Source organism: Roseateles sp. P4_D2, assembly GCF_056401875.1.
Genome location: NZ_JBFUIM010000001.1, coordinates 408,077 through 434,840, shown reverse-complemented (window position 1 = coordinate 434,840; position 26,764 = coordinate 408,077). Strand labels below are relative to the sequence as shown.

Genomic DNA, 26,764 nt, shown 5'->3' with positions numbered 1-26,764 from the left:
CCAGGCCGCAGTATTTCTTAAAAATCAATAGCTTAGCGAGCTCATATCCCTAGTTTGATCTAGGGGTGTAAATTTCTTTGACATTCAAAAACCCTCAACTTGAGGGGGTGCGACAGTGCTTTTTCTTTCGCTCGCTGAATCCAAACGCCACGGCCGGGCGCTCCAAGGAAGCACCATCCACCCGTTTCCCTGGAGCCCGCCCATGTTCTTCGACCGCTTTCAGGAAATCAGCCCGCTGATGATCCCGATCCTGTCGCTGCTGATTCCCATCGTTGCCATCGTGGCCCACTACCTGGGCAAGGCTCACACCGAGCGCCAGCGCCACGAGACCATCCGCGAGTTGGCCCGCGCCGGCCAGCCCATCCCGCCCGAGCTGCTGGGCGACGTGCAGGACAGCGACTGGCACCGCGCCAAGCGCGACCAGGCCAACCCCAACCGCATCCTCATTCCCGCCGTCATCAACATCGGCGTCGGCCTCGGCCTGATGGGCATGTTCAACGCCATGATGCCGGGCGCCTGGCTCTGGAGCATCGGCCTGATTCCGCTGTTCCTGGGGCTGGGCCTGGCGGTGTACTGGGCCGTTGAACGCAAGCAGCAACCGCCCCAGCCGTGACCTCCGGCCTCCCCGCCGCGCCGACCGAAGCGGTCCTGCAAGAGGATCGCCTGGTTGCCCGTGCCGCCGCCGGTGACCGCGCGGCCTTCGCCGCCCTCGTGCAGGCCCACCAGGGCTATCTGCGCAAGCTGCTCGGCCGCGTCTGCCGCGGCGACCAAGGCCGTGCCGACGACCTGGCCCAGGAAGCCTTCGTGCGTGCCTGGCGCGCCCTGCCCAAGTTCCGCGGCGAGGCGCGCTTTCGCACCTGGCTCACGCGGCTGGCCTATTCCGCGCTGTCGGCCGAACGGCCGGCTTTGCCTTTGGTGGACGACGCACCGCCGGAGCTGGGCGCACACAGCGACTTCGCCCCCGGCGCCGACTGGCGCATCGACCTCGACCGCGCCATGGCCGATCTCAGCGAGCCCCAGCGCCACGCGCTCCTGCTCTGCTACGGCGCCGACCTCAGCCACGCCGAAGCGGCGCTGGTGCTGGGCTGGCCGCTCGGCACGGTCAAGACACAAGTGCTGCGCGCAAAGGCCAAGCTGCGCGCGCAACTGCAAGCATGGGAGCCCACGCCATGACGATTTCCACGAACCACGACAACGACGCTTCTTTTGATGACGTGCTGCGGGAGCAGATGCAGAACGGCACCGAGCCCGATGACGCTGGCTTCAGCCTGCGGGTGATGGCCGCGCTGGCGCCCAAAGGAGTTTCATCGCAGCAGCGCCGCTGGGCGCGTTGGGTCAGGCGGGCGCAATGGGTGGCGATCAGCATCGCGGCCTGCGGTGCCGCTGCGTTGCTTGCTGATGGGAACCGGCCGCTCGATACGCCGCATGTGCTGGCGGCCGTATCGCTGATAGGGCTGCTGATCTTCTGGGCGATCCCCAGCCGTTGGAGCCGGGGCTGACGCGCTACGGCCACTGAGGGTAGCCAAGAGCCTATGGCTACACTGGCGATGTCGAAAAAGGCAGGGTCGGTTTTTCGGTAAGCCCGACCCCTCTCTGACGAGAGCTCTGCTCCATGCATTGCATGAGAACCCACGACGAACCTCAGCGCCTTTCGCGCTGCGGGCTCGTCTGTGTGGCAAAGCGGGTGCCGACGGTGCTTCGCATTGTGATCCGGTCGAGTCCATTTGACTCAAAGGACAAATCAATGCAACTCAACCACCTCGATCTCTCAGTGCCTGATGTGACCGCAGCCACCGCCTTTTTCGAGGCCGCCTTCGGCTTCACGTTGCGCCAGATCAAAGGCAACGACGGCATGGCGATCCTCGATGGTGAAGGCGGCTTCGTGCTCGTCCTCACCCGGGCGAAAGATGCCACCGAGCCGATGTATCCGAAGACCTTTCACATCGGTTTTCTGCTCGCTTCCGAGCAGGCCGTCATGAGCGCGCACGCACGGATGCTGGATGCAGGCATCGAACTCGCGCAGCCTCCGCGCGTGATGCGCGGCAGCCTGATGTTCTATTGCCACGCGCCCGGCGGGATCCTGGTGGAGGTGAGCCATCGGACGGTGGGCTGAGGCGTGGGTTCGAGTGCGCTTGCAGGCAGATCACCCCGCTCACGTCGCGCTCTTGAACTTGTCCCGCTGCGACAGGCAATAGACCAGCGGCACAGCCACCCCCGCCAGGACTGAGGCGGAACCCGCGGCGACTGCCACGGGGATCGGAGCGAAGGCCCACAGCGCCACATAGACAAGCCCGCTGATCGTGATGGACCAGCCCCCAAGCCGGTTGACCTTGCGGGCCAGTTCGCTCGGGAAGAAGCGCTTGGGCATGCGGTTGCCATACCAGGCAATCATGAGCCCGTTCATGGCGATGACCACCCGGGTGACGTTTTCGCCGTCCGCATAGCCCAGCTTGCGCGCCCAGGTCATGCCCAACGCCACGGCGACGATGCCGCCGCCCCAAGCAAGGCCTGCAATCAGATCAGCTTTCATCGCGCAATCTCCTTCTTGGGTTCCGGCGCGTCGGCGCTCGGGCTGAACGAATGGACGAAGCCCAGCAACGCTTCTTCGAGCACGGACAGCTTCAGGTGATACAGGACGGACTTGCCCGCCTTCTCGGCGTGTACGAGGTCGGCCTCCTTCAGCACGGTGAAGTGCGCCGACATCGTGGGCTTGGAGACATGGAACTGGTCACTCAGCTCACCGGCGCTCAAGGGGCCCTGCCTCAGGAGCTGCAGCACCTGGCGACGGGTGGGGTCGGAAAGGGCTTTGAAGACCTTGTTCATGGCTTGATGATTAGCTAATCATCGAAACGTGTCAAGGGCGCCCCGCACCGCCGACTGGTGCATCAACGCCCCACGGCGAGGCACGCGATCTCAGCCGCGAAGGCTTGAAGGAGGACTGCCAGAAAGCGGCAGACCGAGCGACGCCCGGTACACCACATGCAGAACCTGCGCAGAGGCAGGCGCGCCGCAAACTGGCACGCTTGATGCTGGCGTACCAATTGGTATACCAGCATGTGCACCATGAACAAGCGAAGCCTTCTGACCCTTGGAGACTGGCACCAGGCCTATCTGGACGGCGCGCCGCCCCGTGAGTTGCTGGGCGCGCTTGCCGGCCTCATCGGCCCGCACGACCCGGCCATGCTCGGCGAAGGCTGGCGGGCCCGCATGGCCGAACTGCACCTCGCCTGAAGCCTCACCCCTTCTTGCCTCCCCCTCTCAATCACCCAAGGAGCCGACCATGACCGATTCGTTCAAACCCCAGCGCCGCACCCTGCTGGGCGCGGCGGCCGCCGTGGCCACGCTGGGCGCGCCCGCACTGGTGCGTGCCCAGACACCCAAGATCCGCATCGGCTACTGGCCCGTGGCGGCCGGGCTGCCGTTCTATGCGGCGGTGGAGAAGGGTTACTTCAAGGAAGCGGGGCTGGACGTCGAGGCGCTCAAGTTCGCCGGCGCCCAGCAGGTGATGGAGGCCATGCTGGCGGGCCGCTGCGACGGCAGCTCCAACGGCACCGGCTCGGGCAACCTGGGCGTGGGCGAGATTGCTTCGCCGGGCTTGTTCAAGATCATCGCCACCAACCCGAGCAACCAGAAGTACGTGCTCGACCAGTTCCTCGTGCCCAAGGACAGCCCCGTCAAGACGCTGGCCGAGTTGAAGGGCAAGCGCGTAGCCAGCGGGCCCGGCATCCAGAACAAGACGCTGGCTATGGCCGTGCTGGAACGCGCCGGTGCTGCCGGCACGACGGTGACCGAGCTACCCATCGGCCAGCACGTGGCCGCACTCGCCGCCGGCCAAGTGGACGCCGTCTACACGCTGGAACCCACCGGCACCGTGGGCCGGCTCAATGGCACGACGCGCGTGCTGGAGGCCGGCGTCATCGCCAAGTACATCCTCGGCGACCCGCTGGCCCCGTGGCATGGCGGCTCGGCCACGCTGACGACCGAGTTCATCAAGAAGCACCCGGCCGAGACGAAGAAATACATCGCCGCCTATGCCCGCGGCATCGACCTCGTGCGCAAGGACCCGGCCCAGGCGCGCAACTTCCTGAAGGGCTACACGGCCATCGAAGGCCCGCTCACCGGCGAGGTGCCGCTGGCCTCCTACATGCTCTACAACGAGTTCACACCGAGCGACGTGGCGGCCTTCCAGAAGTTCTTCGACCTCTTCACCGAGAAGGGTGTGTTCGAGAAGAAGCTCGACGTCACGACCCTGCTCTACAAGGCATGAGGCCATGACTATCGTGGACCCAACCCCCGCCGCCGCCCAGCCCTGGCGCGCACCCGTCGCCGACGGCCAGCCCGCCGTGCGCCTGCCGCGCTTCAACGCCGCGAAGCTGCTGCCCTTCATCGGCCCGCTGTTGCTCTTCATCATCTGGGACCTGGTGGTGCGCCTCGGTCTCATCCGCCCCATCCTGCTGCCGCCGCCGCTGGCCACGCTGCAGACGCTGGTGGTGGGCCTGGCCGGCGGGCCGCTGCTGCTGGACTTCGCTACCACGGTGTGGCGCACGGTGCAGGCCTTTTTGATCGCCGCCGTCGTCGGCGTGCCGCTGGGTGTGCTGCTCGGCAGCAACGAGCGCGCCTACCGCAGCGTCGAGTTCCTGATCGACTTCTTCCGCTCGACACCATCGTCGGCGCTGATCCCGCTGTTCCTGCTGATCTTCGGCGTGTCGGACATCAACAAGATCGCCATCGCCGCCTTTGGCGCGCTGCTGATCGTGGTGTTCAACAGCGCCTACGGCGTCATCAACGCGCGCAAGCAGCGCGTCATGGCGGCCAAGGTGATGGGCGCGTCGCGCTGGCAGATCTTCAAGGACGTGCTGGTGTGGGAGAGCCTGCAGCCCAGCTTTGTCGGCCTGCGCTCGGCGGTGTCGATGGCGCTGGTGATCGTCGTCGTGGCCGAGATGTTCATCGGCTCGGACAACGGCCTGGGCCACCGCATCATCGACGCCCAGCAAGTGCTGAACGTGAAGACCATGTACGCCGCCATCCTGGCCGCGGGCATCCTGGGCTATGTGCTCAACATTCTGTTCCTGGTGCTGGAACGCAAGATCGTCCATTGGAGTGGGAGGTAAGCCATGTCCGCCGTCATCAACGCCCCGGTCGTGCCCGATGTGCCCGTGCGCGCCTTCCAGCCCGGTCCCGCCGGCACCCACATCACCATCCGCGGCCTGACGAAGTACTTCGCAGGCTGGCCGCTGTACGAGGACTTCAACCTCGACATCCCCAAGCACAAGATCGTGTCCGTCTTCGGCCCCAACGGCTGCGGCAAGAGCACGCTGATCAACATGATCGCGGGGCTGATTCCCATCGACTCGGGCCAGATCTTGTTCGACGGCAAGAGCCTCAAGGACACCAAGATCGGCTACGTGTTCCAGAACTACCGCGAGGCGATGTTCCCGTGGATGCGCACCATCGACAACATCGCCTACCCGCTGAAGATGGAAGGCCGCAGCAAGGCCGAGGTGGACCGGCGCATGGCCGAGCTGGTGGAGAGCTTCGACGTCAAGTTCGACCTGAAGCGCTACCCGTATGAACTCTCGGGCGGGCAGCAGCAGACGGCATCCATCATGCGGGCGCTGGCGCCCGGCCCCGAGGTGCTGTTCCTGGACGAGCCCTTCTCGGCGCTGGATTTCGAGATGACGTTGTTCATCCGCGAGAAGCTCCAGGAGGTCTTCATGCAGACGGGCACGACCATGATGCTGGTATCGCACGACTTGGAGGAGGCCGTGTACCTCGCCGACGAGGTGCTGCTGCTGACCAAGCGGCCGACCCGGGTGGCCGAGATCCTGAAGTACGAGGACCCGCGGCCGCGCACGGTGGCCACTTTGTCGGAGCCGAGCTTCATCACGGCCAAGAAGCAGAGCCTGGAGATCTTCCAGCGCGAGGTGCGGCGTTGAACATGCTCGCTGAGCAGAAGAGCTTGCTCACCGCGCCCGCTGGCTAAGATCGCCGGCATGCGGGCCATCGTCGACTCTTCTGCCAGCGCCCCGCGTGCCGGCCGTCCCAATCTGGCCGAGCAGGTCTACGCCCGGCTCAAGGCCGAGCTGAACGACTTCCAGCTCGTACCGGGCGACCGCTTCTCGGAGGCGGAACTGGGCCAGCGCCTGGGCGTTAGCCGCACGCCGGTGCGCGAGGCGCTTTTCAAGCTGCGCAACGAGGGCTTTCTCGACGTCGAGGCCAAGTCGGGATGGTCCGTACGGCCGATCGATTTCGGCAGGTTGGAGCAGCTCTACGACCTGCGCGTCGTCCTGGAGCTGGCCGCCGTGGCGCGGCTGTGCACGCACACCGGCACGCCGCCGCCGGAGCTGGAATCGTTGAAGGACATCTGGCTGGTCCCCGCCGCCGAGCGACTGAGTGATGCCCGCGAGGTGGGCATGCTGGACGAGGCCTTCCACGCCACGCTGGTGAGCGCGGCAGGCAACGCCGAGATAGCCCGTGTGCACTGGGACGTGACGGAGCAGATCCGCATCATTCGCCACCTGGATTTCACGCGCGGCCACCGCATCGAGGCGACCTACGCTGAGCACGCCAAGATCCTGCGCGCAGTCATGCAGCGCAAGGTCGAGCAGGCCCATTTGCTGCTGCGCAGCCATGTCGAACAGAGCAAGGCCGAGGTGCGCAAGATCACGCTGGCGACGCTGCACGAGGCGCGGGAGCGGTCCAAGAGCGCGTAGTGCGGGACAGCACGTGATCAAGACCCACCGCAAAGGGTCAGCCAAGATACCGAAGAGCCCACCCAAGTTGCCCGCCGCGGCGTACTATCGTCGCAGACGACCTGCCCGCAAGCCGGGTCCGGTCGGGTCACCTGGGCAGGTGATGCTAGGCCTGCTCTGACGTGCGAGTGCCCGGCTTCTAGCCAGAGGTGCATCATGTTCAAGCACATCCTGCTTCCGACCGATGGGTCTCGGTTCTCCGAGCAAGCGGTCTTTCATGGCGTCGAGTTGGCAAGGCTTTCCGGCGCGCGGGTGACGGCGTTCTACGCCACGCCTGCCTTCCATGTGCTGACCTATCGAGCGTCTGAGTTGGAGGGTTCGCGCGATCAGTTCGCGACAGACGTGCGGGCCCACGCGGACCTTTACCTCAAGTTTGTCAGCGGCGTGGCGAACGAAGCGAAGGTGCCCTGCGAGACCTTGATGGAACAGAACGACCATCCCCATGACGCCATCTGCAGTGTCGCCAAGCGCCTGCAGTGCGACCTGATCGTGATGGCTTCGCATGGCCGCAAGGGCTTGACCGGGCTGCTGCTCGGTAGCGAGACCCAGCGCGTGCTTGCACACACCGAAGTGCCCGTTCTGGTGTGGCGCGCCCAATCCAGCTGAGCGTTTCGCTGGCGCCCAATGCGCGAGTCACGCGGAGCACGCTCTCGGCCCGGACCTACTCGGCCAGGCCGAGGCTCAGCCGCAGCTTCTTCGGCAGCTTGGCAGCCACCAGCTCATGCGAGCGCTTCACCAGTGCCTTGAGTTCCGACAAGGGCAGCGCCTTCGCATCCTCCACCGCCACCCAGTGATACCGCGCCGCGTAAGGCGCGGGCGCGATGCCGGGCACACCGGTCAGCTCCAGGAAGCGGTGCTCGTCGACCTTGAAGCTGCAATGCGTCCACTTGCCGGGGTGTGGCCCGCCGACGAAGAACATCTTGCCGCCGACGCTGGCCACCCAGTCGGCGCCCCATTTGATGTCCTGCGTGGCGCCAGGCAGTTCCATGGCGTATTTGGCGAGGACTGAAAAGCTCATGGTGTCGGGCGGAGTTCGCGTTGTGGTGGCGGCCGGCGCAGGGTGGCCGGCCCGCCGCTGAAGCCTTGAAATTCTCGCCGAGCGCCTCGGTTTGCGGCAATTTGCAGCATTACTGCACGCCGCGCAGCCCTGCCCTGCTGCCCGGCCCACCAACAATTCAGGGATACGCCTTGCCGGGCGCCTGAGCACCGCTCGGGCCGCCCAAACCAGGTCGCAATATCGACCTCCAACGCCCGCCTGCTGCATGAATATCCTCAACCTGGGGCCGACCCCGCCCATGGCCCTCAACGCGCAGCCCGTAGACCCACTCCAGCACGGCATGGCCCTGTTCCATGCCAACCCGCCGGACTATGAGCGCGCGGTGGGCTGGTTCCGTGCCGCGGCAGACAGCGGCGACAAGGACGGGCTCGCCATGCTGGGGCTGTGCCAGCTGGAAGGGCTGGGCATGGCCGCGGACCCGGCGCAGGCGCGGCGGGTGCTGGAACAGGCCGCGTCCCGGCGCAGCGCCATCGGGCGCTTCCAGCTCGGGCGGGCGCTGATGACCGGCCGAGGCGGCCCGGTCGACGAAGCAGCGGGCCTGTCGGCCTACGTGACGGCGGCGGCCATGGGCCACGCCGAGGCCACCTTCAACCTCGCCAACTGCCTATACGCCGGCGTGGGCTGCCTGCCCGACCGCCTGGCGGCCAAGTCGCTCTACCTGCGCAGCCGTGCCCTGGGCTGCACCTTGAGCCCGCAAGGTGTGCGGGTACGCAGCCACGAGCTGAAGGCGGTTCGCGCGCTGGCGCAGCGCTTTGCCGACCCGAACCGCATGTTCTTCCTCGTGCAGGAGCGCCAGCAGGAGTTGGCGCTGGTGCACGCCATCGCGCAGCCCGGCGATACACCCAGGCTTGGTCACGCAAATGCTGCGAGGCCCCAAGCCCTGCGGCTGGCCGCGGGTGTCGTGGCGGCGATGGCCGGCACCTTGGGCCAATACCTGCGCCGGCCGTCGCGCGACGCCGGGCCGACGACGATCAACTTCTGACGCACCGCATCCCCTCGCCTGCTCCGGGGGGGTGGCTGGGTAGGATGACCCCATGTCCTCGCGCGCCATCCGCCTGCCCTCGCTCGACGCTCTGCTCGCCTTCGAGGCCGTGGCCCGCACGGGCGGCTTCGAGGCCGCCGCCGCCGAACTCGCGCTGACGGCCAGCGCCGTCGCCAAGCGCGTGGCCGGGCTGGAGGAGCGGCTGGGCCAGCCCCTGTTCCTGCGTCAACCCGCCAAGGGCCTGACCCTGACCTCCGCCGGCCACGAGTACCTGCCCCAGGTACGCCAGGCCCTGGCCCTGCTGCAGGCCATGCCGCTGCACCAGCGCGCCAGCCAGCAGCGCGAGCGTCTGCGCGTGACGTCCACGCCCACCTTCGCCCGCCAGTTGCTGGTGCCCGCGCTACCCGGCTTCACGGCAGCCCACCCCGAGGTGGAGTTGGAGCTGACGCTGTCAGTCCCGCTGCTGGCCGAGGGCGACGCGGGGGCGGACCTGGAGATCCGCCACGGCGCCGTGCCGGACGACATCGCGCCCGCCCAGGTGCTGCTGCGCGACCGCCTCACGCCGCTGGCCGCGCCCGCCCTGCTGGCCCGCCACGAACCGCTGCGCGAGCCGGCCGACCTGCTCGCCCTGCCGCTGCTGCGCACGCCGCTGCAGCCCTGGGCGCCCTGGCTGCGCGCCGCCGGCCTGGGCGACGTGCCCGAGCCGGACGAAGGCCCGCGCTTCGTCGACCTGGGCCTGACGCTGGCCGCGGCCCTGGCCGGCCAGGGCGTGGCACTGGCCCGGCTCAGCCTCGCCCGCCACGAGCTGGCCGAAGGCCGCCTCGTCCAGCCGTTTGCGCTGACCGTGCCGGCCGAGCGCCACTACGGCCTCATTCGCCACCGCGCCAGCCCGGCATCCGAGGCCTTCGCCGAGTGGCTGCATGCGCATTGCCGCGCGCTCGAAGCGGAAAACTCCTCTCGACCCGGCTGAGTTTTTTTCCGGGGCGACCGGTGCGGTGCGGGCCTAGCATCGCGGCCTCACTCCGACCAGTCCGCCATGCCCGTCATCACCTGCATCGAAGACCTGCGCCAACTCGCCGAGAAGCGGGTGCCGCGCATGTTCTACGACTACGCCGATTCCGGCTCCTGGACGGAGACGACCTACCGCGCTAACGAGAGCGACTTCCAGGCCATCAAGCTGCGCCAGCGCGTGGCCGTCAACATGGAAGGCCGCAGCACGGCCGTGCAGATGGTGGGCCAGGCCGCGAAGATGCCCGTGGCCATCGCACCGGTGGGGCTGACGGGCATGCAGCACGCCGACGGCGAGATCCACGCGGCGCGCGCAGCCGAGAAGTTCGGCATCCCGTTCACGCTCAGCACGATGAGCATCTGCTCCATCGAGGACATCGCCGAGAACACCTCGGCGCCGTTCTGGTTCCAGCTCTACATGATGCGCGACCGTGACGCCATGGCCCGCATGATCGGCCGCTGCAAGGCAGCCAAGTGTTCGGCCCTGGTGCTGACGCTGGACCTGCAGGTCATCGGCCAGCGCCACAAGGACCTGAAGAACGGCCTCACCGCGCCGCCGCGGCCGACGCTGGGCAACATCCTCAACCTGATGACCAAGCCACGCTGGTGCCTCGGAATGGCCGGCACCAAGCGCCACACCTTCCGCAACCTCGTGGGTCACGTGAAGGGCGTCAGCGACATGCGGTCTCTCTCGGCCTGGACGAACGAGCAGTTCGACCCGCGCCTGTCCTGGGCCGACATCGCCTGGGTCAAGGCGCAATGGGGCGGCAAGCTCATCCTCAAGGGCATCATGGACGTGGAAGACGCCAAGCTCGCCGTGCTGGCGGGGGCCGACGCCATCGTCGTCAGCAACCACGGTGGCCGCCAGCTCGATGGCGCGCCCAGCAGCATCCACGCGCTGCCCGCCATCGCGGCCGAGGTGGGTTCGCAGACGGAAGTGTGGATGGACGGCGGTATCCGCTCCGGCCAGGACGTGCTCAAGGCCTGGGCCCTGGGCGCCCGCGGCACGATGATCGGCCGCGCCATGGCTTATGGCCTGGGTGCGATGGGCGAGGAAGGCGTGGCCAAGGCGCTGGCCATCCTGCACAAGGAGCTGGACGTGACCATGGCCTTCTGCGGCCACACGCAGCTCACCAACGTGACGCGCGACATCCTGGTGCCGGGCACCTACCCGACGGCCTGAGTCTTACCAGGAAGTCTCGGCCGCGGTGCCCTGGTGGTAGAGCATCTGCCAGGCCTCGCCCTCGCGCACCCAGACCGAGGAGCGCAGCGTGTGCCGCGTGAGCGATCCGTCCGGCTGGCGGTGCGCAGCACGATAGGTCAGCAGCGCCGCCGAAGGGCCGAGGGGCCGCACGGCGAATTGATCGGGCTCGACACTCGGCGGACCCTCGTCTCTGCGGCCCTGCTCGGCCAGGAAACGCAGGATGGTAGGTCGGTCATAGGCCCGGCCGGAACGGCCGACCTCGTGAAAATCCGCGTGCAGCAGGGCTTGCAACCGCGCTTCGTCCAGGCGCACGCCGGGGTGATGCAGTTCGACTTCCAGACGCCGCAGCGTATCCACCAGGTCATCTTCCATGCGGCGCATTGTCGTCAGCAGCGGTGACTTTTCGCCCGCGGGCCACATCGTGCGCTACTGTGCCTCCATGAAGACCGCGTCCGTCCGCATCTGCCTGTTGCTGTCCACGCTGAGCGTGGGCGTCGCCGCCCAGACCTGCGCGCTGCCCGTCGACTTGAAGACCGAAACCGACCCAGCGCGCATCCAGCAGCAGGCCATCGCTCTGCTACCCTGCCTGGGACATCCCGACTTCCAGCTGCGCGACGACATTGCCTTCGAGCAGATCTCTGCATGGGCGCGCGGCGGCAAGCTGGAGGCCGCCACGCTGCAACGCCTGCGCACCGACCTCGTCGCCGTGCTGGACGCCAAGCCCGACACCGCCGGCGTGCACCAGCCCTTTGCGGTCCTCACGCTGGCCGAAGTGGCACGGGCCGACCGCCTCAAGCCCTTCATGACCACCGAGCAGCGCGGCGAGCTCGTCGAGCATGCCGCACGCTTCCTCAGCAGCGTGCGCGACTACCGCGGCTTCACCCCCGGCGAGGGCTGGCGCCACGGCGTGGCCCATGGTGCCGACCTGGCTCTGCAGCTCGGCATGAACGATGCGCTGAGCCCCACCCAACGCCAGGCCCTGCTGGACGCCGTCAGCAGCCAGGTGCTTGCCGACCACAGGCATGCCTACCGCTTCGGTGAAGGCCAGCGCCTGGCGCGTGCGGCGCTGCAACTCCAGCTGCGACTCAAGCCCGACGAAGCCGCCGTGCAGGCCTGGCTGGACCGGCTGCTGCAGCCGTTGAAGGCAGCCAAAGCCTGGGACGAGACCGCGCTGATCGATCTGCACAATCTGCGGGAGTTCCTGTGGCCGCTGCTGGCCGGCGTGCTGGACGTCACCGACGCCGCCCAGCGCGAACGGCTTTTGGTGCCGCTGCAGAAGACGCTACGCCGCCTGCCTTAGTCGGCGTGCCGCTCGAAGTGAAGCCGGTCGTGCCAGACGCCGCCGAGCTCGAAGCTGCGCAGCGAATGGCCGAACTGGCGAAAGCCATTGCGCAGCAGCACCTTCACCGAGCCGCCGTTGCCGACGCGTGCGTTGGCCTCCACGCGCATCAAGCCCAGCTCGCCAAAGGCCATGGCCAGCACCAGCCGGACGGCCTCGCTGGCATAGCCCCGGCCGCAGGCCGACTCGGCCATGCGATAGCCCAGCTCAGCCATCTGAAAATGAGCACGCTTCACGCCGATCAGGTTCACGCGGCCCACCAGCTCGCCGGCCACGGTACGCACGAGGAACTGGTAGCCCTTGTCTTCAGCGGCCTCGCGCTCGGCCAGCGCAATGGCGGCATCAACGCCCTCGCGTGAGTAGAAGCCGGGCGGCCGTGAGTTGATGCGGGTCTCGAAGAAGGCGCGGTTGTCCGTTTCGAAGCGCAGCAGCTCGTCGGCGACGTCGGGGGTGGGGGCAATCAGTTCGAGCAGGTTCATGGGCGGCAGCAAAGACGGCGCACCGATTACAACAGCAGCGGCGGTGGCCTCGCCTCGCGCCCGCGGGTGCCGTTAGGCTGGCGCCCAGGAGAAACCATGCGCCCTGCCCGCCTTGCCGCTTTGCTGATCGCCCTGCCCCTGCTGGCCGCGGCCGCCCCGCCCGCGATCCCGAGCAGCGACGCCATCGACGCCGAGGCCGCACGGCTGATGGCCGCCGCCCAGGCCCAGGGCCTGGCCGTGGCCGTCATCGACGACGGCCAGGTCGTGCATGTCGGCGCCTACGGCAAGCGCAATGCGGCGGGCGAGCCGCTGCTGACCGACACCGTCATGTACGGCGCCTCGTTGACCAAGGCGGTGTTCGCCTACTGGGCCATGCAGCTGGTCGAGGAGGGAAAACTCGATTTGGACCGGCCACTGGCAGGCTACCTGGACCGGCCGCTGCCGGAGTACGCCGGCTTCTTGACGCCCTATTCGTGGCAGCACTTGGCGGGCGACAACCGCTGGCGCCAGCTGACCGCTCGCATGCTGCTGACGCACAGCAGCGGCTTCGCCAACTTCGCCTTCCTGGAGCCCGACCGCCGGCTGCGCATTCACTTCGACCCCGGCTCACGCTACGCGTACTCCGGCGAAGGGCTCATCCTGCTGCAGTTCGTGCTGGAGCGCGGCCTGGGTCTGGACGTGGGCGCCGAGGTGCAGCGCCGCGTGTTCACGCCGTTTAGCATGACACGCACCAGCCTGAAGTGGCGCGCCGACTTCAGGCCCAACCTGGCCGACGGCTGGACGGCCGACGGCCGCGTGGTGCCGCACGCCGAACGCAGCAAGGTGCGCGTGGCCGGTTCCATGGACACGACCATTGCCGACATGGCCCGCATGGCGTCCGGCTACATCCGCGGCGTCGGCCGGTCGGCCGAGAGCGCCGCCGCGCTGACGGCGCCCCAGTTGCCCATCACGACGGCCACCCAGTTCCCGACATTGCAACCCGAACTGCCACCGGCCAGGCGCCGAGCCGACCTCACCGCAGGTCTGGGCGTCATCGTCTTTGAAGGCCCGCAGGGGCCGGGCTTCTACAAGGGCGGCCATGACGACAGCACCGGCAACACCTGGGTCTGCGTGAAACCGAGCAGGCGCTGCGTCGTCATCCTGGCCAACGACGTGCGCGCCGAGCGGGCCTTTCCGCAACTCGTGCGCTTCATCCTCGGCGAGACCGGCGTGCCATGGGGCTGGGAGTACGGTGCCATGGACTTCCTGCGCTAGCGGCCAGCGCTGCGCGAGCATTTGTCAGGGTCCGCCAGGACAAAATATTTTTGACCGGCCGCGAATCCGATCGCGCCCTGGCTCCCTCTTAGTGACCGAGGGCTGTCCTCGAACACTTGAGAGTCGAACCATGATCTATGTGAAAAACGTTCCGAACGGCGAGCGCGCCGTGCGCGTGGCGGCGGGCCTGGTGGCCGCGGCCCTGGGGCTGCTGCTGTTGGGCGGCATGGGCGGCTGGCTGGTGGCTGGCGGGGCGGCCGGGTTGGTGGCATCCGGGCTGTTCGGTTTCTGCCCGGCTTGCGCCATGATTGGCCGCAAGTTGAAGTAGCAGCCGGGCAGCACTGACATGGCCCTGGCCCCACAACACCAGCCCCTGCTCGCGGCCGCGCACGGCGGCGATCCGCGGGCACTGGAGCAATTGCTGAAGATCTCCCGGCCCGACATCCGCCGCTATGCCCAGCAGCACTGCCTGCTCAGCGACGTCGATGACGCGGTGCAGGAGGCCCTGCTCATCGTCAGCCGCAAGCTGCCGTCGCTGCGCGTGCTGGCGGCTTTCTCGGGCTGGTTGATCCGCCTGGTGCAGCGCGAATGCCGGCGCCTGGGCCGGCTCACGCTGCGCTATGACCCGTATGACGAGGAAAAGCTGGAGCAGTGGCTGGTCGTGCGCGACGAAGTGGGCCTGCGGCGGGAACTGGTGGCGGCGCTGGAGTCGCTGCCGTCCCACTACCTCGAGGTCATGCTGCTGCGCGACCTGGAGGAGCTAACCATCGAGGAAATCGCCGCCCGCACCGGCCTCACGCGGCCGAACGTGAAGAGCCGGTTGCATCGCGCCCGGGCACTGGCGCGGGAGTACCTGCTGGGCGGGAAACCGGCCGGCGTCTGACGGTGGCCGCCCGCAGCGGGACTTCCTCCTCTCCGACTTGAGTGCCGCCGTGGCAGTGCAAGCATGGTTGCCTCCATAACTTCGGAGACAGACACCATGAATCGACGCCACTACGTTCTCGGCGCGGCCACCTTGCTGGCCGGGCTCTCGTTGCCCGCTCTGGCACAGCGCGGCGATGACGACGGCGAGTTCGTCATCCTGCAAGCGCGCTACGGCACGGACCGCAACCATGTCGATGTGACCGACCAGCTGCGCCAGCTGGCCCGCCGTGACCGCCGCGTGCGGCTGACCAACGACCTGTTCGGCGTGGACCCCGACCCCGGCCGCGACAAGTACCTGCGCATCTACGCCCGCGACAGCCAAGGCCGCGAACGCCGCTTTGACTACCCCGAGCGCGCATGGATTGACGGCGGGCAATTCACCGCCTGGGGCGCGGGCCGCTGGGGCGAACCGAACTACAACGGTGGCTGGGCCGGCAACCCCTATCGCGACCGCCACGATGACGGCAGCTACACCATCCTTCACGCCAACTACGGCACCCCCGGCCGCGAGGTGGACGTGACCGGCAGGCTGCGCGAACTGGCGCGCCGCGACGAGCGCTTCCGCATGGGCAACGACACCTTCGGCGTCGACCCCGACCCGGGCCGCGACAAGCGGCTGATCATCATTGCGCGCGACCCCAATGGCCAGCAGCGCAGCTTCGCGTACGCCGAGGGCAGCTGGGTGGATGGCAGCCAGTTCACTGGTTGGCGCCGCGGCGACTGGGGCCGCTGATCGCGCGGTTTACCCGCCCTTACAACCGGCGAAGCCCGGCGTCCTCGCGCCGGGCCGTCCTCGCGTTGAACCCTTGGCCGTGCGACCATGCCCGGCCAAGACCAACAACGAGGGGATCGCCATGAAACGCCGCCAATTGGGCCAATGGACACTGGGCCTGGGTGCAGCCCTGGCCACTGCCATCACCGGGCCCGCCTGGGCCGACGATGACGGCGAGTTCGTCATCCTACATGCCCGCTACGGCACCGAGCACAACCACGTGGACGTGACCGGCCGCCTGCGCGAGCTGGCCCGCCAGGACCGGCGCTTTCGCTTGAGCAACGACCTCTTCGGCGTCGACCCCGAGCCTGGGCGCACCAAGACGCTGCGCATCTTTGCCCGCGACCGCCAGGGGCGTGAACGCACCTTCGAATTCCGTGAACGCGACTGGGTCGACGGCAACAGGTTCATCGGCTGGGGCCGCGGCAACTGGGGCGAGTCCGGCGGGTCGGGCGGTTGGCAAGGGGGCGGCAACAGCCCGGGCGGCGACCGCCACGACGACGGCGAGTTCACCATCCTCTACGCCACCTATGGCGCCGATGGCCGCGACGTGGACGTCACCGACCGCCTGCGCGAACTGGCGCGGCGCGACCAACGCGTGCGGTTGACCAATGAACTCTTCGGTGTTGACCCGTTTCCCGGAAAGACCAAGGTCCTGCGCATCTTTGCCCGCGACCGTGGCGGCCAGGAGCGCGTCTTCGAGTACCGCGAGTACGGCACCATCGACGGCAACCAGTTCGTCGGCTGGGGCCGCGGCGACTGGGGCCGCGGCGACTGGGRCCGCGGCCACCGCGGCGGCGGCGACCAGGGCCCGGTGCGGCCCGGCAGCGGCCGGCTCATCATCGACAGCGCCAGCTACGGCGCCGACGGCCGCTGGACCGACGTGACCCAGGCCCTGCGCGGCCAGGTCCGCGGCGACCGCTTCGAGACCGAGGTGCGCAACGAGCTGTTCGGCTTCGACCCCGCGCCCGGCCGCCGCAAGCTGCTCAGCGTGACCTATCGCTTCGGCAGCGAGCCGCCGAACACGGTGCGGGTTGGTGAAGGCGACCGGCTGCGGCTGCCCTAGGAAGGCGCAAGCGATCCGGCTTCAATGCCAGGCGCCGAGGATGGCGCCCATCACCGTGTAGGCCACCACCTGGTAGCCGCTGTTGATGAGCCAGAGCTTGAGCGAGCGCTGCTCGAACAGGTAGATCACGCCCAGGCTCATGGCCACCCAGCCCAGGCCGGTGGCCAAGCCGGCGAACAGGCCGAAGCTCAGAGTCGCCTTGGCGCCGAGGAAGGCCGCCAGGTTGAAGGCCATCACCAGCGAGGCCAGCGCCGACAGGCCGAAGACCTTGGCCGGGCTGGCCTGCTTGGCCTGGGCCTCGCTCAGGCCCGCCTCGGCCATCCAGGCCTTGGCGAAAAGGATGGGCGAGTACCAGAGCCCGCCGATCAGGAAGCTCGACAAGGCCGCCACAATGACCGCCGGGAAGTTGAATTGCACTGCGTCCATCGCAGACCCCTCTTGAAGTTGTTGGTGCGGCGATGCTGAGGCGCTCCCGTCCCCGGCAACAGCGGTCGCGCGCCGAAGTCGAAGATGAGCACGCCCAAAGCCGACAAACTGCCGCTCAAATCGCCGCCGAACCCGCCGATGCAGGCGCGCCTGGATGACCGGCTGCTGATGGCCGGCGGTTCGCTCGCCTTCGGGCTGGCCATCCCCTGGCTGACTGGGCTCTATGGGCCACTGGGCCCCGGCGACGCGCGCTTCTGGGTCGGCTTTGCCGGCTTCATCGCGCTGGCCTTTGCCATCTGGGCCGGCAACCGCTGGCTGCTGTTCAAGCAGCGCGAGCACCTGAACTGGTTCGCCCACCCGCTGCGCAAGCTCTTGATGCTGGTCAGCGCCAATGTGCTCTACACCGCACCGCTGACGCTGGCCGCCATCTGGGCCTGGTTCCATGTCGCTGGGCAGCCGGTCGACGTCAATGCGCTGAAGCTGGTGGTGGCCACCAATGTCATCTGCGTGCTGTTCGTGACGCATGCCTACGAGACCATGTTCCTGATCCGCGAGCGCGAGTCGGACATGCTGCGTGTGGAGCGCCTGGAGCGCGCCCGCACGCAGGCCGAGCTTGGCGCGCTGAAGGCTCAGGTCGACCCGCATTTCCTGTTCAACAGCCTCAACACCCTGGGCCATCTGATCGAGAGCGACGCGAAGAGCGCCCGCGAGTTCAGCGACACCCTGGCCGAGATCTACCGCTATGTGCTGGACAGCCGCCAGCGCGACCTCGTGCCACTGGACGAAGAGCTCGCCTTCCTGCGCCACTACCACCGCCTGCTGGCCCTGCGCTTTGGCGCCGCCATGCCACTGGAGCTGGACCCAGCCTTGCAAACCGGCTCGTGGCTGATCCCGCCGCTGGCGCTGCAGACGCTGCTGGAGAACGCCATCAAGCACAACGAGGCCAGCGCCGCGCAGTCGCTGACCGTCAGCTTCACGCTGGACGGGGACCGCGTGCACGCCCGCAACGCGCTGCAGCCGCGCCGCAGCGCCCTGCCCTCCTCAGGCCTGGGCCTGGCCAACCTCGACGAGCGCTGCCGCCTGCTGGCCGGCCGCGCGCTGGAACGCCGCGCCGAGGCTGGCGTGTTCGAAGTCTCCATTCCGCTGCTGGCCCGCCCATGAAGATCTTCATTGCCGAAGACGAGATCCCGGCGCGCGAGCGCCTGACCGCCACGCTGGCCCGCGTCGCGCCTGAGGCCCGCGTGCTCGGCCACAGCGACACGGTGCAAGGCACGCTGGCCTGGCTCGCTGACCACCCCGCACCCGACCTGCTGCTGCTCGACATTCAGCTCGCCGACGGCCTGTCGCTGGAGCTGTTCCGCGACCGCCGCCTGGCCCTGCCCACGGTCTTCACGACCGCCTATGACCAGTTCGCGCTGCAGGCCTTCCAGGCGCTGGCGGTGGACTATCTGCTCAAGCCGGTGTCCGACACCGCGCTGGCCCAAGCCCTGGCCAAGGCCGAACAATGGCGCAGTCATTTCGACCTCCAGGCCAAGGAGCGCTGGAACCATCAGCTCGACGGCCTGCTGCAGCGCCTGAGCCCGCCAGCCGGGCGTCAGCGCATCGTCGGCCGCAAGGGCGGACAGCAGTTCCATGCACTGGAACTGACCGACATCGCCTATTTCGTCTCGGTGGACAAACTCTGCTTTGCCGTCACTCAAGCCGGTGAGCGCTTTCTAGTCGAGCCCACCTTGGGCGAACTGGAGGAGGAGCTCGGGCCTCAGCGCTTCTTCCGCGCCAACCGCCAGCTGCTGGTGGCCGCGGGCGCAGTGCAACGCTTTGCGCCCGCCGGCAAGGGAAGGCTGAAGCTCGACCTCCGCCCGGCCCTGGACGGCGAGCTGCTGATCAGCCAGGAGCGCGCCGCGGCTTTTCGCCAGTGGCTGGAGGGGTAAACCCGGGCGGGCTACGATTCGGCATGGATCAAGTCTTGTTCGATTTCACCAAGCAGGATGCCACCGGCAGCTGCTCGACGGCCCACGCTTGGGCCAAGGTGCCCACACCGCTGACAGCGACCGAGCGCAGCGCGCTGACCGAGCGCGCCAAGGCCCTGCTTCAAAAACACAACGCCGTCCTCGTCGCCCACTACTACGTCGACGGCGCACTGCAGGACCTGGCGCTGGAGACCGGCGGCATCGTGTCCGACTCGTTGGAGATGGCCCGCTTCGGCCGCGACCACGCCGCCCAGACCCTGGTCGTCGCCGGCGTGCGCTTCATGGGCGAGACGGCCAAGATCCTCAGCCCCGAGAAGCGTGTGCTGATGCCCGACCTGGACGCCACCTGCTCGCTGGACCTGGGCTGCCCCGAGGACGAATTCGCCGCCTTCTGCGACGCCCACCCGGACCGCCAGGTCGTCGTCTACGCCAACACCAGCGCCGCTGTGAAGGCCCGTGCCGACTGGATGGTGACCAGTTCCTGCGCGCTGGAGATCGTGGCTGACCTGCATGCCAAGGGCCAGAAGATCCTCTGGGCGCCGGACCGCCATCTGGGCCGCTACATCCAGGAAGAGACCGGTGCCGACATGCTGATGTGGAACGGCGCCTGCATCGTCCACGACGAGTTCAAGGGGCTGGAGCTGGAACTGCTGCGCGAGCAGCACCCGGGTGCACTGATCCTGGTCCACCCCGAATCACCCAAGAGCGTCGTCGAGCAGGCCGACGTCGTCGGCTCCACCTCGGCGCTGATCAAGGCGGTTGTCGAAGGCACGGCGCCTGCGTACATCGTGGCGACCGACAACGGCATCCTGCACCGCATGCGCCAGTTGGCGCCGGGCAAGACGCTGATCGAAGCGCCCACGGCCGGCAACAGCGCCACATGCAAGAGCTGCGCCCACTGCCCCTGGATGGCGATGAACGGCCTGGCCAACCTGGTCGACTGCCTGGAGAGCGGCCAGCCTCAAATCCATGTCGACGAGGCTGTCCGCGTGAAGGCTCAACGCTGCATCACACGCATGCTGGATTTCGTCTCGGCGAGAAAGACTGCCGCTGCCGGTATGACCCCGGGTATCGGCGCAGCCTGATGGGGCTATAAATCGGCATTCACCGTCCTTGACGAGGCCCGCCATGAATGCCGACTTCAGCTCCCTCTACAACCACCATGAGCGCGAGGTCTTCGGCGCGGTCATGGACTCGTCCACCGACTACCCCGACATCGCGGCCAGCAACGACCTGCTCTGCGACGTCTGCTGTGTAGCCCTGAACCGCCTGCCCCCGCGCTACATCCGCCATGAGGTGGACTTCAGCTTCTACCTGACCGAGCACGAACGGCTGGAGATCGACAACGCGATCGTTGAGGCGGTGAGCTATGCGTTCAACTTTGTGCAGGCGCGTACGGCGCTGCGGTCACGTAAATAGGCCGAGTCGAGCAGGAATGGAAAAGGCCCGCCTCTCACGAGGCGGGCCTTTCACAAGATTCCTTGAGGGAATCACTCCGTTATAGATGGTCGGGGCGGCGGGATTCGAACTCGCGACCCTCTGCTCCCAAAGCAGATGCGCTACCAGGCTGCGCTACGCCCCGAACAAGCCTGCCATTCTAGCTCACAGGAACGAAGCGCCCCGTTCCGCTGATCAAAGCGGCTCTAACGGGCTCGCCCGGCTGCAGCATTTGCACTGCCGCGACATAGCCGCGCATCTGCTCCAGATAGGCCGGCTCGCGCTCCGGCGTGGCGCCGAGCTTGTAGTCCAGCACCCACCAGCAGCCATCGCGGCGCTGCACGAGGCGGTCGATGCGCTGGTCCTTCTCACCCTCCGTGCCCTGCCCCACGGCCACCTCGTTGCCGGCCCAGATCAGCTCGGCCGGGTCGAAGAAGGGCCGGCAGTCGGGGCTGGACAGGATGGCCTGGGCCGCCTGGGCAAGTTGCTCGCGTGACTTGGCGTCCAGGCCGAAGGCCTGCGAGGCTGAGGCCATCAACGCCACCAGCGGCTGCGTCTGGCCGCTTGCCGAGGCCCACTCCAGCACGCGGTGCAAGGCCTCGCCCACGCGGGCCAGGCGGTCGTCACGGGCCGTGCCATCACGTGCGGCCACGGCTGCTGGAGGTTGCCAGCTTGGCAGCGGCGCAATGGCTGGCGGCGCGGTGTTGGCTCGGCCGCCCGGTGTCATCGCAAGGGGCCAGCGGCGGGCCAGCGGTTGCAGCCGGTCCCACCAGCTGGTGGCCTGGCTGCGGCTCGGCGTGTGGCTGAGCACCACCGCACGCCGCGCCCGCGTCAGGGCAACGTACAGGCCGTTCAGCTCTTCGCGCTCGCGCTCGGCACGCTCCTCGTCGACCAATGCCTGCAATGACGGCGGCGGCCTGGCTTCGGAGGCGAGGAAGGCCGCGCGCCGCGGCGCCGGCTGGCCCACCGGCCAGTCCAGCAGCAGGCCCAGCGTCTCCGCCTTGGGCGGCGCGGCGTCGGCATCGAGCAAAAAGACGACCTCGGCCTCCAGGCCCTTGGCACCATGGATGGTCAGCAGCTGCACCGCGTCCGGCGCTGCGGCCGGCACGAACTTGATGGGCCGGCTCTTCAGCGCGCGCACGAAGCCGTAGAGCTGGGCATAGCGGCCGCCATCCAGGTCGAGCGCGGCACGCAGCAGCGCCTGCACGCTCTGCAGTCGCACGGCTGCATCCGCTGCGGGCACAGCCGCCGCGATGCGCATGAGCAGCTCGCCCTCGTGGACGATGCGGTCCAGCAGCTCGTGCGGCGTGCGCTGGCGCGCCTGCTCGGCCCAGCCGCGCAGCAAAACCCGGGCGCGCACCAACGCCGCGCTAGGCGCGGCCAGGCCTTGCAACGCGGCCCACCAGGAGCGCCGCTCGGCGGGTGCATGGCCCAGCCACTGCGCTGTACCAGCGGCCTCGGCCAGCGTCAGCAGGTCGGCTTCATCGACGCCAAACAGCGGGCTGCGCAGCGCGCGGGCCAGCGACAGGTCGTGCCCTGGCGAGGCCAGCACGTCCAACAACGCCAGCAGGTCGGCCACGTCGGGCAGCCCGGCCAGCGGCTGCTCCTCGGGCGCTGCGTGCGGCACACCGGCAGCCGTCAGCGCCTCGCTGAGCTGGCGCAGCGGGTCGCGCTTGCGTGCCAGCACGAAGAGGTCGCCCGGCTTGAGTTCAGGCCGGGCCTGCAGCAGCCCGACTATTGCCCCGCAGACCCGCTCACACTCGGGCGCGCGGCGGCTGATCTCGGCCTCGCGGCGGGGCTCGGTCAGGCTGGGGCGCCAGCGCAGCGGGTCAACGTCCGCCTGGGCGGGCGACGCCATGACCTCGGCGTCGAGGGCCCACAAGCCGGCCAGGTCGTCCACTTCGGCCACCTCGGTCGTGTGCACGCGAAAGCCCTGGTAGGTGCCGGCGCGCTGGGCGCTGTCGAAAGTGGCGTTCACGGCGGCCAGCACCTCGGGCGCGTTGCGCCGCGTGTGGTCGCAGGCCAGGCGCACGCCGGCGAGGCCGTCGCAGACGAAGCCCTGCGCCGCTGCGAACACGCGCGGGTCGGCACGTCGGAAGCGGTAGATGCTCTGCTTGGGGTCGCCGACGATGAAGACGGACAGCGGCGAGCCCGCGCCCGCGCCGGCATAGGCCGAGAGCCAGCCGTGCAGGGCCTGCCATTGCAGCGGGCTGGTGTCCTGGAACTCGTCGATGAGCAGGTGGCGCACCTGGGCGTCCAGGCGCTGCTGCACCCAGCCGGCCGTCTGCGCGTCGGCCAAAAGGGCCAGCGCGCCGCGCTCCAGGTCGTTCATGTCGACCAGGCCGCGCTCGCGCTTGATGGCCTCGAAGGCGTCCACCAGCACCAGAGCCAAGCGGCGCATCGCGGCGTGTTCGTCGGCGGCGCGCTGCTGGGCTATTGCCGCGCGCAAATGCAGCAACTCATCGCACAGCTCGTCCAGGTCCGGGTGGTCGACGCCCAGCTTGCGCGGTTCGCCCTTCAGGGTGAACAGCGCCGCGAAGCAGCCGTCGAAATCGGCGGCCTGTTCGATTGACGCGGCCGCTTCCTGCGCCTTCTTGCCTTTGGCTGCGCCGAGCAGCCGGGCGAGTGCCTTCAGCGGTTCACGCAGATGCTCGAAGAACTGCTCCGGCGTGGTGCCCAGCACATCCACTGCACCGGGCAGGCTGGCCTCCAGCACGCCAGCCATCTCGGCCAGCCGCAACTCCACACGCTTGGCGAACGCGCCCAGCAACCACTCGCGCAGGTTGAAACGGCCGCGCGACTGGGTCAGCGCCTGGAAGTCGGCGCGCAACGCCTCGTCTGCCAGCACCGCGACGTGGAAGCGCCGCCACAGCGTCGGCATCAGCTCCTCTTCGTCCTCGATGAGCTGCAGCTCGGGCGCGATGCCTTGCGCCTGCAGAAATGCCAGCGGCGCGGCGCGCAGCAGCTGCGAGAACCAGCCATGGAAGGTGCGCACCTCGACGGCCCGGCCGCCGCGCAGCAGCTCGGCTTGCAGGGCCGCAAGCCTGGGCCGCAGCGTCATGGCGTCGGCCTCGGCCACACCGCGGTGGCGCAGCGCCGCCAGTTGCTCAGCGTCAGGTGCCTGCGCAAACTCGGCCAGCCATTCGGCCAGGCGCTGGCGCATCTCGCCAGCGGCCTTGCGCGTGAAGGTGATGGCGACGATCTGCTGCGGCTCGGCGCCGGCCAGCAGCGCACGCAGGATGCGCGACACCAGCATCCAGGTCTTGCCGGCACCGGCACAGGCTTCGACGACGATGCTGCGCGAAGGGTCGCAGGCCAGCGCGTAGAACTGCTCGCGAGGGATGCGCAGGCCATCGGCCCAGTAGGCGAGTTCGGCGCTGCTCATGACCAGTCGTCCTTACGGCACAAACCGCGGGCTTCGCAGTAGTCGCAGACCTTGCCCTCGCCCAGCGCGGGCAGCGGCGCGCCGGCACGCACGGCGGCGAGGTCGGTTTGCAGGCCATCACGCAACGCCAGCGCGGTGTCGCTGACATCGGCGTGCGGCAGCAGTGCGATGCCCTTGCCGTCGTCCAGCACGACGTAGGCCGCCTGCAGGCTCGGCGCGGCACCCATCAGCAGCGCATAGGTGGCGAGCTGGGTGTCCTCCAGCGGCGCAGCAAGCTTCTCCTTCAGCCCCTTGGCATCGCCGGTCTTGTAGTCCAGCAGCCAGGTCTGGCGTCCCGCCTCGTCGATGCGGTCGATGCGGCCGCGCAGGGTCAGCGCGTCCAGGGGCGCGTCGAACGGCTGGCAATCTCGGTCCACCTCACCGGCCGCGAAGCGCTGGCCGCTGGCCTCGATCTCGGCCAGCCAGGCGAGGTAGAGCGGGCGCAGGCGCTCGAAGGCGGCTGAGAAAGGCAGGAAATCCGCCGCATCCAGCCACGCCAGCTCGGCCTCGGCTGCCGCGCGCAGGGCCGCGTCGTCGTCACCAGTTCGAGACTCGTGGAAGCGTTTCAGCACCGCATGCAACCAGGTGCCGTAGTCGCGCTTGTCGGGCTCTTGCTCCAACTCGTCGGCTTCGCGCAGGCCCAGCAGTACGCGGCTGAAGAACTGGTAGGGGCAGTTGCGCAGCGCGTCGATGGCGCTGGCGCTCAGGGCCGCCGGCAAGCGGCCATCGGCATCAGCGGCAGCGCGGTGTTGGGGCTGGCCCGGCGGCGTCAGAAGCTCACGCCCGTCGCGCCATTCATGCAGGCCCTGACCGCTGCGCGCTGCCGCGCCGGCCAGCCGCTCCAGCAGCGGGCTGGCCGGCAGCGGCTCGGCGCCTGCGAAGGCGCAGCGCAGCAGCGTCAGCACCGGCGCGCGCAGCAGCTGCGCGAAACTGAAGCCCTCGGCCTCGCGGCGTTCGGCCAGGCTGGGCAGGCCCAGGGCCGCCGCGTCGGCATCGGCCAGCAGACCCGCTTGCGGGTTCACCGGCCCCAGTGTGGCGGCGTCCGCGCCAGGCAGCACGACGGCGCCGAAGGGCCGAAGCATGGCCCGCGCCAACGGCGTGATGACAACCTCGACCGCACCCGCTTCTTCGGTCGGCTCGAACTGCGCCGCCTCCAGCGTGTCGTCCACCCAGGCCAGGAACTCGTCGGGCCGCAGCCGCGTCTGCGCCAGAGCCGCCTCGTGGGCGCTGCCGGCCCAGGGGTTGCGCGAAATCCACAGCGTTTCCAGCAGGGCCTCGCCGCCCTCGACCTCGGCCAGCGGCGTCAGCCCGCTCAGCGCCTGGCCCAATGCGGCGAGCCAGCCACCCAGCGTGCGCGCGCCGCCGGCCAGCGGCTCCAGTTGGCGCCGAGCCCGCTGCCAGGCCGCACCGACGGCCGGCGGCAGCGTCGCTGCATCGAGCTGGGCGGCCTGGCGCCAGCCGAAGCGGCGGCAGCGCGACTCCAGGCCGGACAGGCCTTCGGCATCCCAACCCGTGGCCAGCGCGGACTTCAGCCAGGCCAGCCAGTCGTCCACTGCGCCACCAGCCAGGGCGGCGCGCAGCAGGGCCATCAATGCGGCGGCGGCGGGCGTGGTCGCGAGCGTCCAACCGGTCTCGTCATGCATCGGCACGCCCTGGCGCGCCAGCAGCGCCCGCACGCGGCGGATGACGACGCGGTCTTGCGCAAGCAAGGCCACCGGTCGCCGGCCCGCGTTGAGGTGCTGGACGACGGCCGTGGCGGTCTGCTGGGCGAGCGTCTCGAAGTCCGGCGCGACGGCTTCCTCCACTCGCGCGGCGGGCGTGAAACCGGCCCAGGCCTGATCGAGGTCCAGGTCGGCGTTCAGRCACAGCGCTGGCACGTCGCCCGCCAGCAGCGCCTGGGCCAGCGGGTCGGGCCCGCCGGCGCGCAGCCAGATCCAGGCGCTGGGGCGCAGCGCGAACAGCGTGTCGGTGGGCGGGCGGCGCTCGTCAGAGGCCACCCAGGCCAGCGCGACCTGAGCCAGTGCGCGCTCCAGCAGGCCGGGGCCGGCGTCCAGGGCTGCAAGCCGTTGCCGGGCGGTGTCCATGAACGCAAGGCGCTCAATCGGCGGCACCTGGGCGGCCGCGCGGGCCAGCGCGTGGGCGGTGTCGACGAGCCGGGCGAGCGCCACACGGTAGTCGCGCGGGCTGCTGCGCTTGAGCGGTTGCACCCAGCTCTGCTCGGCCAGCAGCCGGTCGGCGGTGAAGGCGTCGATGGCGGCGTCGCCGGAGAGCTGGTCCGGTGCGGCCAGCGTGGTGGGGCCCAGCGCCGAAGCCAAGCTGCGGCTGGTCGTGATGCGAGGCTGCCAGCCGCCGTGGGCGAGCCAGGCGCGGCGCGCCGGCGCGATCTGCTGGGCGAAAGGCAGCAGCAGCACGGCATCGCGCACGGCCGCGCCTCGCCCTTCCAGCCAGTCGGCACTGACAGCCGCGACGCGGCGCCAGAAGGCTTCGTTGTCCTCGCCAGGCGCCAGGCCCAGATTCAAAGCTTGCTGCACTTGTAAAGCAGGCCTCCCGCCCGCATGTTTGCCACCGTTTCGGTCACCCTCGCGACCGTCCGGACAAAAGTGGCTATGTCACAATCATTTTGCCTATTCGGACGGCGCCCACTGCGGCGACCGCCAACCCTTTGAGGCC

Annotated in this window: 31 protein-coding genes and 1 tRNA gene; 23 read left to right on the top strand and 9 right to left on the bottom strand. The window is 68.8% G+C overall.

From position 1 onward, the window contains the following. The first annotated feature begins 202 nt into the window (after window positions 1-202). The 4 genes from AC1DW0_RS02030 to AC1DW0_RS02015 all read left to right on the top strand — a co-directional run bounded on the left by AC1DW0_RS02030 (window position 203) and on the right by AC1DW0_RS02015 (window position 2,113). Window positions 203-613, top strand: coding sequence for a DUF6249 domain-containing protein (locus AC1DW0_RS02030; protein ID WP_477944723.1), 411 nt, complete (start codon window positions 203-205; stop codon window positions 611-613). Next, window positions 610-1,173, top strand: a complete 564-nt coding sequence (locus tag AC1DW0_RS02025) for an RNA polymerase sigma factor (RefSeq protein WP_477944721.1) — start codon at window positions 610-612, stop codon at window positions 1,171-1,173. The genes AC1DW0_RS02030 and AC1DW0_RS02025 overlap by 4 nt, the downstream gene beginning before the upstream one ends. Then, window positions 1,155-1,499, top strand: a complete 345-nt coding sequence (locus AC1DW0_RS02020; protein ID WP_157281391.1) for a hypothetical protein — start codon at window positions 1,155-1,157, stop codon at window positions 1,497-1,499. The genes AC1DW0_RS02025 and AC1DW0_RS02020 overlap by 19 nt, the downstream gene beginning before the upstream one ends. Before the next feature lie 245 nt (window positions 1,500-1,744). Beyond that, window positions 1,745-2,113 (top strand): VOC family protein, encoded by a 369-nt coding sequence (locus tag AC1DW0_RS02015; RefSeq protein ID WP_457356399.1) that lies wholly within the window; start codon window positions 1,745-1,747, stop codon window positions 2,111-2,113. A 39-nt stretch (window positions 2,114-2,152) separates the two neighbouring features. Here the strand turns inward: AC1DW0_RS02015 and AC1DW0_RS02010 are convergent, their stop codons facing one another. Then, a complete protein-coding gene (locus AC1DW0_RS02010; RefSeq protein WP_457356398.1) occupies window positions 2,153-2,530 on the bottom strand; it encodes a hypothetical protein in 378 nt (125 codons plus the stop codon). Then, window positions 2,527-2,823: an autorepressor SdpR family transcription factor gene (locus tag AC1DW0_RS02005; protein WP_056195558.1), complete on the bottom strand. Its 297-nt coding sequence runs from the start codon at window positions 2,821-2,823 to the stop codon at window positions 2,527-2,529. The genes AC1DW0_RS02010 and AC1DW0_RS02005 overlap by 4 nt, the downstream gene beginning before the upstream one ends. Before the next feature lie 240 nt (window positions 2,824-3,063). On the opposite strand from AC1DW0_RS02005, the gene AC1DW0_RS02000 reads away from it, so the two are divergent. The 6 genes from AC1DW0_RS02000 to AC1DW0_RS01975 all read left to right on the top strand — a co-directional run bounded on the left by AC1DW0_RS02000 (window position 3,064) and on the right by AC1DW0_RS01975 (window position 7,358). Further along, the gene (locus AC1DW0_RS02000; RefSeq protein WP_477944718.1) at window positions 3,064-3,231 is read left to right on the top strand and encodes a hypothetical protein; all 168 of its coding nucleotides are present in this window, start codon (window positions 3,064-3,066) and stop codon (window positions 3,229-3,231) included. 49 nt (window positions 3,232-3,280) lie between these two features. Further along, on the top strand, window positions 3,281-4,267 hold the full coding sequence (locus AC1DW0_RS01995; RefSeq protein ID WP_477944716.1) for an ABC transporter substrate-binding protein: 987 nt from the start codon (window positions 3,281-3,283) through the stop codon (window positions 4,265-4,267). A 4-nt stretch (window positions 4,268-4,271) separates the two neighbouring features. Beyond that, the gene (locus AC1DW0_RS01990; protein ID WP_477944714.1) at window positions 4,272-5,111 is read left to right on the top strand and encodes an ABC transporter permease; all 840 of its coding nucleotides are present in this window, start codon (window positions 4,272-4,274) and stop codon (window positions 5,109-5,111) included. Between the two features lie 3 nt (window positions 5,112-5,114). Next, the gene (locus AC1DW0_RS01985; protein WP_477944712.1) at window positions 5,115-5,936 is read left to right on the top strand and encodes an ABC transporter ATP-binding protein; all 822 of its coding nucleotides are present in this window, start codon (window positions 5,115-5,117) and stop codon (window positions 5,934-5,936) included. A 57-nt stretch (window positions 5,937-5,993) separates the two neighbouring features. Beyond that, window positions 5,994-6,713, top strand: coding sequence for a GntR family transcriptional regulator (locus AC1DW0_RS01980; protein WP_477944710.1), 720 nt, complete (start codon window positions 5,994-5,996; stop codon window positions 6,711-6,713). 195 nt (window positions 6,714-6,908) lie between these two features. Beyond that, window positions 6,909-7,358, top strand: coding sequence for a universal stress protein (locus AC1DW0_RS01975; RefSeq protein ID WP_056195544.1), 450 nt, complete (start codon window positions 6,909-6,911; stop codon window positions 7,356-7,358). A 55-nt stretch (window positions 7,359-7,413) separates the two neighbouring features. Here AC1DW0_RS01975 and AC1DW0_RS01970 read toward each other — a convergent pair whose 3' ends face one another. After that, the gene (locus AC1DW0_RS01970) at window positions 7,414-7,770 is read right to left on the bottom strand and encodes an MmcQ/YjbR family DNA-binding protein (RefSeq protein ID WP_457325410.1); all 357 of its coding nucleotides are present in this window, start codon (window positions 7,768-7,770) and stop codon (window positions 7,414-7,416) included. Between the two features lie 244 nt (window positions 7,771-8,014). Between AC1DW0_RS01970 and AC1DW0_RS01965 the strand changes: the two genes are divergently transcribed. The 3 genes from AC1DW0_RS01965 (at window position 8,015) to AC1DW0_RS01955 (ending at window position 10,982) form a co-directional block, all read left to right on the top strand. Continuing rightward, window positions 8,015-8,791, top strand: a complete 777-nt coding sequence (locus AC1DW0_RS01965) for a tetratricopeptide repeat protein (protein ID WP_457325409.1) — start codon at window positions 8,015-8,017, stop codon at window positions 8,789-8,791. Between the two features lie 52 nt (window positions 8,792-8,843). Beyond that, on the top strand, window positions 8,844-9,761 hold the full coding sequence (locus AC1DW0_RS01960; protein ID WP_477944708.1) for a LysR substrate-binding domain-containing protein: 918 nt from the start codon (window positions 8,844-8,846) through the stop codon (window positions 9,759-9,761). Between the two features lie 66 nt (window positions 9,762-9,827). Continuing rightward, window positions 9,828-10,982, top strand: a complete 1,155-nt coding sequence (locus tag AC1DW0_RS01955) for an alpha-hydroxy acid oxidase (RefSeq protein ID WP_477944706.1) — start codon at window positions 9,828-9,830, stop codon at window positions 10,980-10,982. A 3-nt stretch (window positions 10,983-10,985) separates the two neighbouring features. Here the strand turns inward: AC1DW0_RS01955 and AC1DW0_RS01950 are convergent, their stop codons facing one another. After that, window positions 10,986-11,375, bottom strand: coding sequence for a nuclear transport factor 2 family protein (locus tag AC1DW0_RS01950; protein ID WP_235531916.1), 390 nt, complete (start codon window positions 11,373-11,375; stop codon window positions 10,986-10,988). Here AC1DW0_RS01950 and AC1DW0_RS01945 point away from each other — a divergent pair. After that, window positions 11,374-12,303 (top strand): DUF2785 domain-containing protein, encoded by a 930-nt coding sequence (locus tag AC1DW0_RS01945; RefSeq protein WP_477944704.1) that lies wholly within the window; start codon window positions 11,374-11,376, stop codon window positions 12,301-12,303. The two genes, AC1DW0_RS01950 and AC1DW0_RS01945, sit on opposite strands and share 2 nt — an antisense overlap. Here the strand turns inward: AC1DW0_RS01945 and AC1DW0_RS01940 are convergent. Next, window positions 12,300-12,821: a GNAT family N-acetyltransferase gene (locus AC1DW0_RS01940; protein ID WP_457321599.1), complete on the bottom strand. Its 522-nt coding sequence runs from the start codon at window positions 12,819-12,821 to the stop codon at window positions 12,300-12,302. The two genes, AC1DW0_RS01945 and AC1DW0_RS01940, sit on opposite strands and share 4 nt — an antisense overlap. A gap of 96 nt (window positions 12,822-12,917) precedes the next feature. Between AC1DW0_RS01940 and AC1DW0_RS01935 the strand changes: the two genes are divergently transcribed. The 5 genes from AC1DW0_RS01935 to AC1DW0_RS01915 all read left to right on the top strand — a co-directional run bounded on the left by AC1DW0_RS01935 (window position 12,918) and on the right by AC1DW0_RS01915 (window position 16,837). Continuing rightward, window positions 12,918-14,075: a serine hydrolase domain-containing protein gene (locus AC1DW0_RS01935; protein ID WP_477944701.1), complete on the top strand. Its 1,158-nt coding sequence runs from the start codon at window positions 12,918-12,920 to the stop codon at window positions 14,073-14,075. Between the two features lie 130 nt (window positions 14,076-14,205). Next, the gene (locus AC1DW0_RS01930) at window positions 14,206-14,403 is read left to right on the top strand and encodes a YgaP-like transmembrane domain (RefSeq protein ID WP_056195517.1); all 198 of its coding nucleotides are present in this window, start codon (window positions 14,206-14,208) and stop codon (window positions 14,401-14,403) included. 18 nt (window positions 14,404-14,421) lie between these two features. Then, window positions 14,422-14,958, top strand: a complete 537-nt coding sequence (locus tag AC1DW0_RS01925) for an RNA polymerase sigma factor (RefSeq protein WP_457356388.1) — start codon at window positions 14,422-14,424, stop codon at window positions 14,956-14,958. A gap of 96 nt (window positions 14,959-15,054) precedes the next feature. Next, the gene (locus AC1DW0_RS01920) at window positions 15,055-15,732 is read left to right on the top strand and encodes a hypothetical protein (RefSeq protein WP_457356387.1); all 678 of its coding nucleotides are present in this window, start codon (window positions 15,055-15,057) and stop codon (window positions 15,730-15,732) included. A gap of 121 nt (window positions 15,733-15,853) precedes the next feature. Continuing rightward, entirely contained in the window at window positions 15,854-16,837 is a 984-nt protein-coding gene (locus tag AC1DW0_RS01915) for a DnaJ-like protein C-terminal domain-containing protein (protein WP_477944698.1), read from the top strand. A gap of 21 nt (window positions 16,838-16,858) precedes the next feature. Here AC1DW0_RS01915 and AC1DW0_RS01910 read toward each other — a convergent pair whose 3' ends face one another. Next, window positions 16,859-17,263, bottom strand: a complete 405-nt coding sequence (locus AC1DW0_RS01910; protein WP_457356385.1) for a DUF1761 domain-containing protein — start codon at window positions 17,261-17,263, stop codon at window positions 16,859-16,861. A gap of 84 nt (window positions 17,264-17,347) precedes the next feature. On the opposite strand from AC1DW0_RS01910, the gene AC1DW0_RS01905 reads away from it, so the two are divergent. Genes AC1DW0_RS01905 through AC1DW0_RS01890 form a run of 4 tightly spaced genes read left to right on the top strand, consistent with a single transcriptional unit; the run spans window position 17,348 to window position 20,652 of the window. Next, the gene (locus AC1DW0_RS01905) at window positions 17,348-18,424 is read left to right on the top strand and encodes a sensor histidine kinase (RefSeq protein ID WP_457445673.1); all 1,077 of its coding nucleotides are present in this window, start codon (window positions 17,348-17,350) and stop codon (window positions 18,422-18,424) included. Then, the gene (locus tag AC1DW0_RS01900; protein WP_457445674.1) at window positions 18,421-19,194 is read left to right on the top strand and encodes a LytR/AlgR family response regulator transcription factor; all 774 of its coding nucleotides are present in this window, start codon (window positions 18,421-18,423) and stop codon (window positions 19,192-19,194) included. Before AC1DW0_RS01905 ends, AC1DW0_RS01900 begins: the two co-directional genes overlap by 4 nt. 23 nt (window positions 19,195-19,217) lie before the next feature. After that, a complete protein-coding gene (nadA, locus tag AC1DW0_RS01895) occupies window positions 19,218-20,318 on the top strand; it encodes a quinolinate synthase NadA (RefSeq protein WP_457445675.1) in 1,101 nt (366 codons plus the stop codon). 43 nt (window positions 20,319-20,361) lie between these two features. Then, entirely contained in the window at window positions 20,362-20,652 is a 291-nt protein-coding gene (locus AC1DW0_RS01890; RefSeq protein WP_056195496.1) for a late competence development ComFB family protein, read from the top strand. A gap of 86 nt (window positions 20,653-20,738) precedes the next feature. Here the strand turns inward: AC1DW0_RS01890 and AC1DW0_RS01885 are convergent. The 3 genes from AC1DW0_RS01885 to AC1DW0_RS01875 all read right to left on the bottom strand — a co-directional run bounded on the left by AC1DW0_RS01885 (window position 20,739) and on the right by AC1DW0_RS01875 (window position 26,613). Next, a tRNA-Pro gene (locus tag AC1DW0_RS01885) sits at window positions 20,739-20,815 on the bottom strand. Window positions 20,816-20,830: 15 nt separating this feature from the next. After that, window positions 20,831-24,055 (bottom strand): UvrD-helicase domain-containing protein, encoded by a 3,225-nt coding sequence (locus AC1DW0_RS01880; RefSeq protein ID WP_477944694.1) that lies wholly within the window; start codon window positions 24,053-24,055, stop codon window positions 20,831-20,833. Further along, on the bottom strand, window positions 24,052-26,613 hold the full coding sequence (locus tag AC1DW0_RS01875; protein WP_477944692.1) for a PD-(D/E)XK nuclease family protein: 2,562 nt from the start codon (window positions 26,611-26,613) through the stop codon (window positions 24,052-24,054). The genes AC1DW0_RS01880 and AC1DW0_RS01875 overlap by 4 nt, the downstream gene beginning before the upstream one ends. Window positions 26,614-26,764 lie beyond the last annotated feature (151 nt).